The 14,389-nt window shown below is 57.4% G+C and carries 9 protein-coding genes; 4 read left to right on the top strand and 5 right to left on the bottom strand.

Annotated features, from left to right (window positions below; translation table 11 throughout):
• Nucleotides 1-342: 342 nt before the first annotated feature.
• The 5 genes from LB568_RS28760 to LB568_RS28740 all read right to left on the bottom strand — a co-directional run bounded on the left by LB568_RS28760 (nucleotide 343) and on the right by LB568_RS28740 (nucleotide 11,187).
• Nucleotides 343-1,155: a hypothetical protein gene (locus LB568_RS28760; protein WP_224731889.1), complete on the bottom strand. Its 813-nt coding sequence runs from the start codon at nucleotides 1,153-1,155 to the stop codon at nucleotides 343-345.
• 130 nt (nucleotides 1,156-1,285) lie between these two features.
• A complete protein-coding gene (locus LB568_RS28755) occupies nucleotides 1,286-5,230 on the bottom strand; it encodes a glycosyltransferase (protein ID WP_224731888.1) in 3,945 nt (1,314 codons plus the stop codon).
• The gene (locus LB568_RS28750; protein WP_224731887.1) at nucleotides 5,227-6,309 is read right to left on the bottom strand and encodes a glycosyltransferase; all 1,083 of its coding nucleotides are present in this window, start codon (nucleotides 6,307-6,309) and stop codon (nucleotides 5,227-5,229) included. The genes LB568_RS28755 and LB568_RS28750 overlap by 4 nt, the downstream gene beginning before the upstream one ends.
• 99 nt (nucleotides 6,310-6,408) lie before the next feature.
• On the bottom strand, nucleotides 6,409-7,272 hold the full coding sequence (locus LB568_RS28745) for a hypothetical protein (RefSeq protein WP_224731886.1): 864 nt from the start codon (nucleotides 7,270-7,272) through the stop codon (nucleotides 6,409-6,411).
• Nucleotides 7,273-7,434: 162 nt separating this feature from the next.
• The gene (locus LB568_RS28740; protein WP_224731885.1) at nucleotides 7,435-11,187 is read right to left on the bottom strand and encodes a glycosyltransferase; all 3,753 of its coding nucleotides are present in this window, start codon (nucleotides 11,185-11,187) and stop codon (nucleotides 7,435-7,437) included.
• Between the two features lie 270 nt (nucleotides 11,188-11,457).
• Here LB568_RS28740 and LB568_RS28735 point away from each other — a divergent pair, with 270 nt between their 5' ends.
• From LB568_RS28735 to LB568_RS28720, 4 genes are all read left to right on the top strand, one after another.
• Complete coding sequence (locus LB568_RS28735) at nucleotides 11,458-11,784, top strand: hypothetical protein (protein WP_224731884.1); 327 nt, start codon at nucleotides 11,458-11,460, stop codon at nucleotides 11,782-11,784.
• A 462-nt stretch (nucleotides 11,785-12,246) separates the two neighbouring features.
• Nucleotides 12,247-12,399, top strand: a complete 153-nt coding sequence (locus LB568_RS28730) for a hypothetical protein (RefSeq protein WP_224731883.1) — start codon at nucleotides 12,247-12,249, stop codon at nucleotides 12,397-12,399.
• 73 nt (nucleotides 12,400-12,472) lie between these two features.
• The gene (locus LB568_RS28725; RefSeq protein ID WP_224731882.1) at nucleotides 12,473-12,787 is read left to right on the top strand and encodes a hypothetical protein; all 315 of its coding nucleotides are present in this window, start codon (nucleotides 12,473-12,475) and stop codon (nucleotides 12,785-12,787) included.
• Between the two features lie 91 nt (nucleotides 12,788-12,878).
• Nucleotides 12,879-14,389 (top strand): DUF4347 domain-containing protein (locus LB568_RS28720; RefSeq protein WP_224731881.1); only part of this gene is annotated, 1,511 nt, incomplete at its 3' end.

Below are 14,389 nucleotides of genomic sequence, written 5' to 3'. Positions count from 1 at the left end.
CGATGGTACCGCTGGCTGGGATCGATACCATCACCAAGATATTGTTTTTATTATCTTTTTTCTTTCAAAAATCAAATTTGTATCACAATAGGTATCACAATATGTAGCACATTCTCGGCGAACTAAGACCGCAGGCGAGTGTCGAAGCCAGGGCACCATCCTCGCACAATATCGACACCTCGGCGTCCTGCTACCCACTTCCCTGCGCTGCCACGTTGCAAACGCTCAATTCCACGCTTGAATAGCGCATGATGGAGGAAGTTGCAGAGCATTCGAAGGCAGAGGAGCAGTTGCTTTGCAATAGCTAGAGGTTGTGGGTTTGTTCCCTCACCTCATGACTAGTCACGCGACACGCAACAGCTCGCGCAGGCGGACTGGCAGTCGCGGCGAGGCTTGCAGCTCGGCACAACTTTCCTCCCATCGTTTCAGATACTCCGCGATCGGGATCCCGGTCCGTCCAGGCCAGCGGTCGAGTGCGCCCAGCGCCTCGACGCAGTCAGGCGCGCGGTCGTACTCGGCGAGAATGGTAACCGACATAGCCTGGGCGAATGGATTGAGGGCGGGTATTTCGATTTCGCTGCGATGGTCCGCGAACCATGCCGCAGGGTCGCTGGTGAGCCCCTGGCTGTCGGCGAGCGCGGTATAGCCTTGGATAATGTTCTGTCGATATTCGGCAATGGCATCGCCGAAGGCGTTGTCGCCGGCAAAGGGCGGGCTCTCCTTCCAGTCCTTCGCTAGGCGCCCCAGGCCGCGCAGCGAGAACGCCTCCACCATCGCCTCCTCGAGCCACTGGCACGGCGGCGCCGGCTTTGCGTCGGCCTGCCAGCTGTTTGCCGTGATATGGCCGAGTTCGTGGCCGAACTGATAGGCGAGCTTCGACCAGTCATGCTCGCCGATGTCGACGATGATCCACGCCATGCTGCTGCCGTCCGGATGCAGCCAGATGGCCGGCGTGCCGGAAGTGTGCTCGTCGACACGCAGCCGCGTCGGCTGGCGGTCGGAGACGAGCCGAACGCCATCCAGGCAGGCGTGCCGCATGCGCTCGACGACTTGATCGGCCGCGCGTGGCAGCATGTGGCCCCAGTCGCCGGTGAGTTCGATGGGAGCGGAGAGGAGGTCGGCTGAGGGGGCGGGCGACGAGATGCGCTTCAGCATGGGGATACGCTCGGTGGCCAAAGCCGACCAACGCGCAAGGCCCGCAAAGGTTGCAGTTGAGGCGGCTAGGCCGAGCATTACCTTAGCGAGGTCTCGGCGCTTCATTCAGACAACCAAAGCCGGCAGTTTTTCAATTAACACGCTTCAGGACGCTCCAAAACCGAGCCTGTTCACGCCTCTTCTGCGTCAGAAAGTGCCCCACCGTAGTCAGCTGCCCTTCAAATCTTCGATAGATTTTTTCCACCATCAGGCGGTGGTCACCAACGTGCATCTCACCGACGCGAGCGGAACTGAGCAATGAGACAGCCGAGTGGAAGGCTCCATGATGCACAGAAAGGATATCATCCCGGATCGTTCCTCCTTCCCCTTCGCTCGTGGTGAAGACGGGCTCAAATCGACCGTCTACCTCAGTCACGTCCTCAACCTGAGGGTGCGGTGCGCGATTGAGCTCCTCCATCACCTCCGCCTCGTCGCTGTGCACCGCGCGCCGAACCATCGACAACACATCTGACCTCCGTGTGACCGGCGCAAAGCTTTCGTACTCCTCTCTCCACGAAACGGTATCTATGTGATGGATAAGGAAAGCATCGACCGCCAAAGAACCAGTATGATGAAGCAGGCGATCCAATGACCAGCCAGTGCCGCAAACGTCGACAACCACTGCCGGGTCGTCGCCACACATCTCCCGAAAGTATTTCAAATAACCCTCCGATGGCAGCACCCGAGCAATTCGGCTCGTATAAAAATACGCAGCGCTTGGCGGATTACTAAGTCCAGGCAAAAGCGCCTGATATAACTGGTACCAGAGGTAGCAGTCGCGACCACTAAAAAGAATCCGCCGCCAGCCCCGCTCCCTTGACAGATGCAGAAGCCTTAGGGTTGCCAGCAAGATAACCGGGAAGTTAAGTTCGATTTGGCACAACTCCAATAGACGCAACTCTCTATCTGGATTCCATGATCTAAGCCTCGCTTCTCTAACAAGGTTGGCCAACCATTCGTACCCGGAGGCACTTAGCTCAATTTCGCCCGGTGTTTGTTTCGCACTTGTGAACAGGCGGGCCGAAATTCCCGACGCTTGGGCAGACGCTACGTCGCTAACTTCGTTGTCACCAATGTGCTCCGCGACATGCACCTTTTCTTTGATCGCCGACCAGATGCTGCCGGACCGCTTTCCGTGCGAGGACAGAAACAGTTTACTCGGTTTCAGAAGGCACTTCTCCGAAATGATTCGCATCAGAAAGTCTTCCGGCAAGTACATATCCGATACGATCACGTCGTTCCGAGCGAAAGAGGAGCAAGTCTCCGCGATTGGAAACAGCATTTCCTCCTCAACAGCCAGTTCCAGCTTCATCAGTCGGTCGGCAGTCTCTGTGGTGATGCCGTGGCTCGTTGATAGGCGCCGATAAACGTCCTGTAGCACATAAGGCGAGGCGCATACCTCGGCTTCAGCTCTCATTCGTGCTTCCGCAAACCCAACGTGGTTGGCGCGCATCTCAACAATCTGAAAGACCTCGCTGGGCTCAACGCACCTACGTGCCACCAACGTATCGAATAGATCGAAACTTCGCACAGTCGCCTTTACATCATTAAACTTGTTTGACTGTTTCGACCTGCTCGTATATCTTTCCTGCAGTCGGGTTGTTACAAGATCGTCGATTTGCTGCGCGCGATGCCGAGTCAAGTGTTGCCCTCTGACTAGCTGCATCCCGGCCCGCCTTATCCTGTCGACTTCCTGCCGGTTCGCTTCATCCACAATCCATGCCGTTTTTTCCAAGAGATCGTCGCTCCTGCAAAAAATGCAGTTTTCATAATCCACAAAGCCAAGCTCCTTCATCTCCGCTTCGATAAAGCGATCGGCGAGTAGTAGTGATCCCACAGATGCAATCTCGAAATTCTTGAGCAGAACGTACCTACGAACTACACCACCATCCATCGTGTGCCCGTCACAAAAACACCCAATATATTTTGAAAGTTCTTTAAAATAGGATATTCTAACAATAGCTGCACTGTCATCATCATAACGCTGGCCGTAACCAGGATGATCCAAAACCACAATATTTTCACTGCCAAGGCCCGCCGCGTACTGCCTAAATGGGCGATCCCACGCGACATTTCCAGACACTAAAATCTTCGCAATGGGATTTTCATTGAAATCTAAGTCAACATATCCCCGGCATCCTTCGAGCGATGATGAGTATGGAACCCAAACCGCGTCAGAGTGAGAATAATATTTGTTGAATTCGTCAGCATAAGGACTGATGATGGTATCGCTTCCCGCTATGTAAGAAGCGATAAGCTTGTCATAAGTATCACTGTGGCTTACTAAGTCGTCCATTTTGAACAATTTGTAGGAAGTAACACGACGAAGAGGAATGTGAGCCCCCCGCTGGTAAGCGACTAGCACTGCATCATAGGAATTTAGCATCGAGATTATTTCCTCGTCGTCGAAGTTCAATTTCGACGAATCAAGTATGTCAAAGCCGTGCCTGGTTTTAAGAAGGTCAATAAGATGGTGATGCTCATTAGTAATATACGCACTAAGCCAATCCACGTCGCACACCACAGCTTTTCGGAGCAACCTGGCATTTTCTAGAGACGTTGCGGATTTTGTGTGGCGAACAAACTGGGCGCTTTGCCCTGCGCTTTCTATCAGTTCGACCCAATCGTTGATTGCATACGCCCAATCAAACGCCCGTGCTGCTTCCTGGATGGATCCGCACTTTTCGACGAACGCGCCTGGATGGTCCCTGTAGTGACTAAGGGTCTTGACGGCGAATGCCTTGAATTTGTCGGCCTCTATAGGAGCGAGAATGCCACCTCCCTGATAAGCCCTGAGGGGAAAATGTCCAACCGGCGTGCCCATCACCAGCCTGCCAGCTGCTGCTGCTTCCATCACCGGCAGCTGCGCAGCTTCGCTGACTGAACTCGTCAAAAGCGCGTCAACCGTTCTGTAAAATTGCGGCATGTCGTGAAACGAAGTTTGGCTTCCAGTCGAGCCTGCTATCTTGAACGCGAGCCCCGCCTCGCGTGCCGCCGCCTCGGCTAATTCACCCCGCTTCCATTCTACCCCGTAGGTTTTGACAGACATCGACGAGCCATAGCCAACTGTCGTCAAACGGTCCGGCAACGGAGCGAAGAAACTCTGATAGTCGATTCCGAGAGATGCCACCTTCGGCATCCTCGGTACGCCGCGCATCACCGACGCTGCATACACGTATTCACTAACAACCCCGTAGTTAGCTAACTTGTCGAAAACCTCAATCCCCTTCTGCTCGACAAGCATTCGGATGTCTAGCTCGTGATGCGAGATAGCTATGATCTGATCATACGGTATCCCATATTTATCTACAAGAGAAGACACTCCATCAAGGGACGTCAAATACAGATCATAGTACTTTGATATCGCCTCAATATGATGGTCGTTGTTTGTTTGCCAATCCATTATATCAACAATAAACCCTTTATTATGTAGCTGCTTGCACAGGTCGTAGTAAACTCTCCCGTGAGACCACTTTGTGTACCCATAAATAAGCAACTTAAATCGTGCAGATGTTGTATTCGCGGCCGCTCTTATTGTTGGATGAACAATGTAGTCTTGTATCCCCCTGACATCGAATTCTTGAGTTTTGCCTGAGGACTTTATGCTGCCGTCGGTGCACCAGTCCTCAGATGCAACAAAAAGCTCCCATGTGCTGCAGACTCGAGCGGATAGCCGGACTTGTCCATCCGGTATGGATGACAGGAACAAGCCCTCGGACTTGAGGGCCAGCAACCCGCGCTCCAGCGAGACAAGGTCGAAAACGGTCGGCTCGGTCGGCGGTTCCGACTTGAGCCGGTGAGATGGGGACAGGCATCGCTCCGGCCCGCACACCAAGGGCTCCGGAGACCCGTTGCTCACATAAACCAGTTGCCCGCGCCATGACCCGCCCGGCACTTTGTCGCTCGCTTCGAAATGCAGGTTTGCCGGGCTGGTCTCAATCGCCCCGTGACGCAACTCGCCTGATGCCGGGTCGACGTATAAGACAGAGTTGAATGCGGTCAGAAGCCGCGCCGGTCGACGAATGGAAACGCTCATGCTCCTGCCCTTCGCTCCTCTCGCAGCCGGGTGAAAAATTCAAGATTGTTCTTCAGCCGCTGATTGCTCGGATCGAGGTCGAGCGCCTGTTGGCCCCACTCCACCGCGCGATTCGTCACACCGAGATGCCAAGCAGCGATCGCAGCCAGATCGAACAGCCGAAAGCCCCAGCAGTTCGGATCGTCCAGATAACTCCCGGTGCGGTGTGTCTTCTCGATCCCATTGATGCAGGCCCAAAACAGGTTCAGCCAGTCGGCCTTGCCATGGAATTCCTCTGCCAGGTCGAGCCAGATCTCGCGCCGGTGCGGCGCTTCCATCCGGGCCCTGTCCAGCCAGGACAATTTTTGCTCCGGCCGCATGCGCGCGATGTGGCGCATCGCCTCGGAGCGTTCTTCCGCCCACTTGCTTGTCGGCAACGCAAGATAGCGCTCGAGCAGCGGAACGGCTCGCTCTGGTTGGTTGGCCCACATCAAGTCCCGCCCGAGCCAGAAACAGATCTGCGCGTCGTCGGGGTCTTCCTTATGTGCCACCTCCATCAGCGGCAGGTAGCCACTCCTCGTTGGCTTGGCGAGATCCTGTACCTCGAACATGACGATTTCGCTGCTGTTCGCGGCGACTTCCATTTCTCCGGTAAAGACCAGAGCTTCGTGGACCGGCCGCCTGAAGCGATACCCCCAGCGATGATGAAAGTTTTTCGCTGGCCAGTTGCGAAGTGGCGTCGGGTCGTTGACGCTCGCTCTGTAGACCGTCTGACAATAAAGGGCTGTCGTCTCAGCCGTCCAGACAGCCTCGAGCTTTGGCCGCCAGCCGGGCTCAAGAAACCGGTCCATATCCATCGTACAGCAGACATCGACATCGGAAGGGATCAGCGCCATGGCGGCGTTGCGGGCGTCGTCGAAACGCCATGGGCGAACCGCTATCCTGTGCACGGTGACGCCGGCAGCGGTCAGCCGTTCCACCGTGTCGTCGGTACTGCCGGTGTCGGCGACAATGCGATGGTCGGCGTCGACGACCGAATTGGCCCAGCGTTCAGCGTTTTCGGCTTCGTTCAAGGCGATGGTGTAGACGGCGATCTTCACGAAGTCGCAACTCCCTAGAGGACTAGAGGTCGAGGAAGAAGTTCACGGCCTCCAACCCTCCATTTAAGAAATGTCTCCATTCACGAATTATTTCCATTTTCAATCAGATATTTTAAGAAACTGCTCTATCGTCTTTGGGGAAGTCCAATGCCCCCGTTGGTAAAACCAATTATAGTCCGAAGGGAAAAATAATTCCTGTATGTCAGTCGGAACGTCGGAGAACTTGTTGAGACGATCCGATTTGACAAAAAATGCGTTAGCTCCAGTGACATTGCAGCAGACTAATACGTATCCGGCTGAACGCATCACATCTATAAATTCCTGAAGTGACGCGCCTTGATAGTCGCTGGCATCCCAAGAATACGACGAATCGTATTTTATTCTCCATTTTACCGGCGGTGGAAACTTTCCATTATATTCAACAACGTAAACTTCCGGTCGGTGGCCCGCCTCAAGAAGAGTCTCCAAGATGTAAATATCATTGCCATCAAGATCAACGCTAATGACGTCCGCACCCTGAGCATCTATAGATGCTAAGCTACCAGACACCACCTCAACGCAATTCTCTTTCGTTATCCATTTCTTTGAGAAACGAAGATTTGTGCATTTGTCTGGCAGCGTAAAACTTAACTCATCGTTCCCGATCCACGCCACTTTCCATCCAAGCATCAACAAAATAAGGCTGTTGTTCTCCAGTCCATTTCCGACACCAAGCTCCAAAGCGACGCCTTCCTCTAAGCCAATTCGCCGGAGTATTTCTATTAGAATACCGTCTTCATCATTTTGCGAAAAGTATTTTGCTCCACTGCGCACGAGCGGATTGGCGCTATTTGCTCTCTTTGCCATCCAATAATGCTCGAGCTGCATATCAAGCCGACGATTCAGTGCCTTTCGCTGCCAAATTGCGTCTATGGCCCCGGTAAACGTTTTGTTTAGTGTCTGGCCGAGTTCGTCGGAGTTCATTCCAGGTCTCCTGTCTGAATTGGACATGATAAGGCACGGCCGACCAGGTCCTCGTTAGGAACATGCTCTCTATTGGGTCGACGAATGCGGAGGAGGTTCACGAGCGAGTCCCGAGCCGCGACGCTGGCCGTCAAAGCTCCACCGTCATTCAATCCCCTCGGCTCAGCCATCAGATTCCGTCTCTCCCGCTTTGCGGATGGCCACGAGGCCGCCCATCAGCTTCGCCCGGTTCAACTCATAGTGGCTGTCGAAGAACAGGATCTCGGCGAACTGATCGGCAAGCGCGCTCACCCCCAGCGGATCGACCGAGCCGGCCGTGCCGTGCTCCTTGATTTCGCGCAGCAGGGTCTTGGTCAGCGTGATCTTGCCAAGGTCCTCGCCCGGCGGCTGCCAGTCGAGGTCTTCGAGGAAATACCAGCCACCCTCGGCGAGCAGTGGGAAGAACTCGCGCAGCGTCAACTGCTCGTCGAACGAGGCGTGGCTACCGTCGTCGATGATCACGTCGAGCGATCCAGGCTCGAGCTTCGCGGCAACGCCGCGCAGATCGTCGAGCTTGGATTGGTCGCCGACAAACGACTTGAACCGTTTATTGTTGAGCTGCGAAAAATCCGTCAGGTCGACACCGATCACCTGGCAGAACGGAAAATAGCTCTGCCACAGCGAGACTGATGGGGTCTCGGTCTGGTTGCCCTCGGCCAAACCACGGCACAGGCCGATCTCCATCAGCCGCTGCATGGACAAGCGCCGGGGCGACAGCAGGCGATCGTAGATCCTCGCATAGCAGTGACGGTTGCCGGTGTGCCTGTTCTTGTCGGTGTTGAAGCGATCGGCGAGGCTCGTGAATGTGGGAAAGCTGTCGAGCGGGCTGATCAGCGACGAGATCAGTGGCGCCCCTTCGACGCTCGGCCGGGCCTCGTTGCGTGCCGTCCACAGATGGATGCCGAACACACGGTCATCGCTCAGGTAGTCGGCCAGTTCCGTTATCGGCTTCTCGAACCGGTCGATCTCATTCCAATCGATCGTGTTGAAGAACATCGGGCTGAACACCCATTCCCGCAGTTCGGCTCCCGCGTCGGAGGCAATGTAGTCGGACAGCAGCTTGGGGCCGATGTCTCCGAATTCCTTGCCGTGTGCTGCGTGAAAGCGGTCGATAGACAACTCGTACAGCGCCCTGAGATGACTGCTGTAGGGCCTGGCATAGATGACGTTGCCGCAGACAAAATGACCTTTGTGCGATCCGCGCCATTGCAGATTGAAGAAATGATCGCCACGAAACGGGAACGGCCGCAGCAGGATGACGTCTGAATCCATCCATAGCCCGCCATGCTCGTAGAGCAGGGCGTAGCGGAAGATATCGCTGAAATACCTGATCTCGGAGCCGGCGACGATCCGCTCGAACAGGGCCCGCGGCATGAGGTCGTCGGCATTGCGGACTTCGATCCCGTACGGGACGAGGAATTCGAGCTTCTCCGGTGCGTAGCTCCACACCCGCACCGGATGGCCCGCTGCCCGCATCGACATGGTGGCGGCAATCAAGGTACGATGCTCGGCCTTGTCGGACATCACCTGGTAGAAGCAGTTGATCTGCGGAAGTGCGGTATCGTCGCTGCCAAGGAAGCGGGAAATCCGTGCGTCGAACTGGCGCGATCCTTCCCGTCGTTGCAGCGGAGAATCGACGTCGCGCAGAAACGGCGCTAGCTCATGAAAGATTTCGTCTGTCGACTTGATGCCGCTGGCGCCGAGGTCCTTGCCTTGCGACGCCGTCTGGCTGGCATCACCCATGGCCCCATCGTCTTCGGCACGGCCAGGCTTGATCTCTGATTTCGTTGGCGGGCTGCTGTGCCCACCGGCCGGCGTCAGCCTCGACGCTGTATCAGCCACACCCGATGGCAGGCCATTCACGTCCTCCAGCAGCGACCTCACCTCCGCCTCGTCGACGGTGGCGATCCAGGACTCGCTGTCGGTGACGCTGTAGGATATCAGCAAACGCCTTTCGTCGGGGTGCCATGCCAGCCCGGCAGCGAACTCGACGCCCTTTTTGTCGAAGAAGAATGGACGACTTACTTTTCGCAAGGCATTGGCCTCATCGAACCAGACGAACCGGTGCAGATAGTAACGCCGCTTCTCCGCTGCCCGCCACTGGACTTCATGGATCAACGCCAGCCATCCGCCGGCGAATGCGATCAGCTGGGTTCCACCCCTGAAACTTTGGGCGGCAATCGCGGGAGAAGTCTCGCTGAGAGTCGAGCCCTGCTCGTCCACAATCCGGGTGGGGTTGCAGAGGTAGATGAACTGCAGCGTCTCTGCCCCTGCCCCTGTCCTGCCTGGCTTGACTTGCGGCATCCAGTTCTTCTCGTGCACACGCGGCCCTGTCGGATGGAGCACGCGCCAGTCCGTCAGCCGGCAGGCGCCACTCTCGTCGATGCGCGCGACGACCTGCTCGCACCAGCCCTCCTCTGTCAGCTCGCGTACGCATGAGACGCCCCACAGCGCATCACGCCAAGCGAACAGGCGCATGTCCTCGAATCCGAGAACCCTGCCATTAGCGGGGTCCGGCATGTCAACTGGCGGCAAAATCTCGCTTGCGGACTGGATGGCAAGTTCATCGCTCAATCGGAGCAGGAAATTGCGCGTGTGAACCGGAGCGCCGCCCGGCGTGTCGTATTGGAGGTTGTCTTCGGCCAGGGTGTAATTAACCGTCCGCTGCAAGAACACGATCTGGTCGCCCAATCGAGCCACCGACGGGTTTGATGGCCGATAGCCATCGGGCGCCGTGAAGCCGACCGGACGCGCGCTGAAGGACGGCATCATTGTCTTGGCGGGCTGCACATAGAAGAACAGGTTGGACCACGCCAGTTCCCTCGGTCCGTCGTCGATTGTCCGGTTCAGCGCCAGCCAGTTGCATGCCGCGAAACCACGGTCCTTGCGTACGGGGTCGCGCGCATAGTTTGCCGCGATCGCAAACTCCTCCGGCAGGCCCGTCGTGTAGACGTAATCCTCGATAAACAGGATGTCCTGCTCCGGTCGCTTGATCGCCAGCCCCGCTTCCGAAAACAGTACGCTGGTGTGGTTCATACCTTTGTCGCGGTAGAACCGGGCCAGGTCATAGAGCGGCTCGGCACGCTGCGGTCGTTGATTGAAAGCGGCAAGCGCCTGCTCGATGAAGCCAGGCTCATCGCCGAGTTTGCGCAGGCAGCGAGCCCCTTGCAGACGAGCGTTCCATGCCTCCTCGTCCCAGCCGCCCATGGCGGCGCGTTTGGCATAGGCCACCGCGGCCTCCGCCGTCCGTCCGGCGTCGCGATAGGATTGCGCCAGGTAGAACCAGTAGCGCTGATTTTCCGGATCCTTTTCGAGGGCCGCCAGCAAAAGCCTGGCATCACGTTCGAATTTGTCGACGCGGTTCGATCCGCTGGCGTGGTCCTTGTACCAGGCGCCGCGCAGTTCCTTCACACCCTCGGGCACGTCGAGATATTCATGGGTCACGCCGTGGTAGCGCGCGCCGGCGTCGCGCCTGACCAGGCGCGTATTCCAATAGGCGAGGCCCGAATCCGACCGCTGCAGCAGCCGGTAGCCCGAACTGTCGAGCTGCTCTCGGAAGCCCGCGTCCTCGACCATCAGCTCCATGTCGGCGTCGTCAAACAGCAGATAGTCGTAGGCGAGTGGCGAAGCATAGGCGTGATCAAGTGCCGCGTTGCGCGCCTGCTCGAAATCGTGGAATGGGAATTCGTGCAACTCGCCCGGCAGGTTGCGGGCAGCGAAGAACGATTTGATGAAATCCTGGGTCCCGTCGGTCGAGCCGGTATCGCCGATGACCCAGCAGTCGATGTGGTCGACAACCGCCCCGAGACAGCGTTGCAGGTTCGCCATCTCGTTTTTGACGATCATGTTGAGGCAGAGCCGCTTGCCGTTTGTCATTCGCGCTCCATCGCCCCTCAACATGACTGTTGGTGATGGGGACGGTTGGCGTGCCGCCGCGCCTTGCGGGATCCGCTTCGATGCGGATTTGCCAGGCTTCGATCGCTCATACATTTCCCCCCGCTGTCGCCACCCTTTTGCCGGTCCGGCCGCCGGAACAGCCTATATTCCTAAAGTCCGATCATTCCTTCTCACGGATCTTGCAGGTCGTCCTCTGGAAACCGCGCTTAACCTTATCCATCGTGGTTAGCAGCCAGCCGTCGCGGCAGCATGCGCGGCAACCACTATCGTGAAAGGATCGTGTTCGAACTGCAACCGCCGGCATTTACCGCTCCGTTCGGTCCGACCGGTTTAGGTTGTGTATTTCGCCGCCATTTGCAGGCTGCCGTCAAGGTTGAGACATCCACGTCCGCTGACACGGTGCCAACCTGTCCGCATCGCGATCGCCTGTGCATTTGCCTGGATGATGGAGACCTTCAACTGCGGTCTGAAGCCGGCAGGTTTCGAGGCGAGACTGTTAAGCATCTGATTTTCAGAACGATTTTCCTATCCGGCCAGCCGGTATTGCTCGACCGCCGTTATTATTCCAGCAGCTAATTTAGAAGATACTTAATTAATAGTTTACAACTTGCTAATTTTATAATTTACTAAAATACGGTGTTGAGGGGCGCCCGCAGATTGGACGGCCGCATGCCCGAATTTCTGCGAAGGTCTCTCTCAGGGAGTTGAGTCAGAGGGTCTGGGTTATCAGGGCCGTTTCGCAGATTGGAAGTGCGTCCATGGGGCGCGCTAACGATGTGTTGTGTCTATGCCCTCGCCTTATGGAGGCAGACGGTCTCCCATCCCCTCGAGAGTTGTCGCCGGGACGTCAGCGTCAGGTAACGGGAGTGGGGTTGTGAATCGAGTAGTATCGCGTGCTTATCGCAAGGATCGTGCAGGCCCCGTTCTGAGTGGTCTCCACGGAATATCGCGGCGAGGCGACGTGAGGACCGATCGGCCGAATGGTCGACCGGCGCGCCTCGGCCCCGCGCTTACGAACTCTCTTTCATCGATCTCTCTATGTCCGATCTCGGCACGAATTTCCGAAACGGAAGGCCGGAGTCCGAGGCGATCATGCTCGGCGCCGAGCGGCCGGCCGCGCGGCCGGACGCCGGAACGAATTTCATCGATGCACTGTCGCACGCACTTCGAACACCAGATGTGTTGACCTAGTCGGGCGGCGGGCGCTCGGCGGCAAATAGAAATTGACGGCGCGGCACAGTCGCCGCTGACCAAGGAGGATCAGATGAGCTACATAACAGGGTTTGCGGTCATGGAAGTTGCCGTTAGAGGCGTCTTGCCCAGCGGCGACACGACAGAAAATGTGCCTTATTTTATCCTGGACACGGCCAAGAGCGCCATCGTCGGTCAGGTCATTCTTCCCAAGGCCGTCAAGCGAAGCCTCGCCGTCGCTGTCACCGTCAAGGTTCCGGCCGCGGCCGGTTCATTGGCGATTGGCACGTTTGACGATGCCGGGACTTTCCAGACCTGCAGCTTCCTCCGCGTAGAGAGCCCCACTGTTGCACGTCCCGACGGCGCCGTCGGGCCGTCTGGACGATGACTGCGCCCAAGCTCCTTCTCCCAACCGCTCGCCGGCCAAGCCGATGGGCGGTTTTCCCTTGAACTGAATTCGAAGCCAACAGGAGCCAGTCATGGCCCGCGCCTCTGAAATTCTTTTTGTCGATCCTTCGATCTCCGACCTCCAGACCGTTCTTGGCAATTTGCGACCCGAGGTCCAGGCAATAGTGCTGGATGGCCGCCGACCGGCGGCACGGCAGATTGCCGCCGCGCTCTCGCAGCACGACGGGCTCGACGCGGTGCACGTCTTGGCGCATGGCGCGCCTGGCCGGGTTAGCTTCACCGCGGGAGCATGGTCGGCCGCCACACTGAAGGAAGAGGCCGAGGATTTTGCCGCGATCGGCAAGGCACTTGCCGCGGACGGCGAACTGCGTCTGTGGAGCTGCGAGACGGCGTTGGGCAATGCTGGCGAGACCTTCGTGGCTGCGCTGGAAGAGGCCATCGGCGCGGACGTCCGCGCATCGAGATCGCTGGTTGGCGCAGCCAAGCTAGGTGGCTCTTGGGAGATGGCCGAACACGCGACCAGAACCCTGCCGCCCCTGACCCAGAATGGGGTGGTGCATTACGGGGGAGTCCTTACCGCAGGTGATTTGACGCTGACTGGATCGATAGATGGCTCCGGAAAGAGCATTAACACATTTTACTTAGCAGATACCAAGAACACTCTTGCCACTTCTGACGACGTCATAGTCGGAAGTTTCGTTCTTCCGGGTGATCCGACCGCCGGATCACTCTTTTCTATAACTGTTACTGTTCCTGATATAACTCATAATTATCTTGTCTATGATTCAGGATTTCATTTGTACGGTACGCTAACTTCTGTTGAAGATCTACCGCCCACTGTTCCGCCGACTTATCATTTCAGTTTTCTGACCACGCCCATCAATTCCGTTGGCGGATCGAGCAACAATGGCGATCATTTTGATGGAGGCAATTTAAGCGTCGCCAGTGCCGGCACTCCAGGCCCCACTGGTCCCACAGGCGCAACCGGAGCAACGGGCGCGACTGGCGCAACCGGCTCGACCGGAGCCACGGGCTCTACAGGCGCGACCGGCTCTACTGGCGCAAGCGGCTCGTCGGGTGCAACTGGCTCGACCGGCGCCACGGGTTCGACAGGTGCAACCGGCGCGACCGGAGCCACAGGTGCGACCGGCGATACAGGTGCCACAGGTTCGTCTGGCGCCACAGGTTCGACCGGAGCGACGGGCTCGACTGGTGCAACCGGCTCTACCGGTGCGACTGGCTCGACCGGCGCAACCGGAGCCACAGGTGCAACTGGTGATACAGGTGCCACAGGTTCGACCGGGGCGACCGGCTCTACTGGTACGACTGGCTCGACTGGTGCAACCGGCTCTACCGGTGCGACCGGTGGTACCGGAGCGACAGGCGCAACCGGAGCCACAGGTGCAACTGGCGATACTGGAGCGACAGGCTCCACCGGAGCCACAGGTGCAACTGGCGATACTGGAGCGACAGGCTCCACCGGAGCCACGGGCTCGACTGGTGCAACCGGTGCGACTGGCTCGACCGGAGCAACCGGCTCTACTGGTGCAACGGGAGCCACAGGTGCGACCGGCGATACGGG

The organism is Mesorhizobium sp. B263B2A, from assembly GCF_020165775.1.
GTDB classification, from domain to species: Bacteria; Pseudomonadota; Alphaproteobacteria; order Rhizobiales; family Rhizobiaceae; genus Mesorhizobium; species Mesorhizobium opportunistum.
This window is presented reverse-complemented; position numbering and strand designations above follow the sequence as displayed.

Excerpts from the sequence above, each read along its gene's own strand:
- LB568_RS28735 (WP_224731884.1), top strand. The coding sequence starts at position 11,458 with ATGCGCGGCAACCACTATCGTGAAAGGATCGTGTTCGAACTGCAACCG.
- LB568_RS28740 (WP_224731885.1), bottom strand. The coding sequence starts at position 11,187 with ATGACAAACGGCAAGCGGCTCTGCCTCAACATGATCGTCAAAAACGAG.
- LB568_RS28755 (WP_224731888.1), bottom strand. The coding sequence starts at position 5,230 with ATGAGCGTTTCCATTCGTCGACCGGCGCGGCTTCTGACCGCATTCAAC.
- LB568_RS28725 (WP_224731882.1), top strand. The coding sequence starts at position 12,473 with ATGAGCTACATAACAGGGTTTGCGGTCATGGAAGTTGCCGTTAGAGGC.
- LB568_RS28745 (WP_224731886.1), bottom strand. The coding sequence starts at position 7,272 with ATGAACTCCGACGAACTCGGCCAGACACTAAACAAAACGTTTACCGGG.
- LB568_RS28730 (WP_224731883.1), top strand. The coding sequence starts at position 12,247 with ATGTCCGATCTCGGCACGAATTTCCGAAACGGAAGGCCGGAGTCCGAG.
- LB568_RS28760 (WP_224731889.1), bottom strand. The coding sequence starts at position 1,155 with ATGCTGAAGCGCATCTCGTCGCCCGCCCCCTCAGCCGACCTCCTCTCC.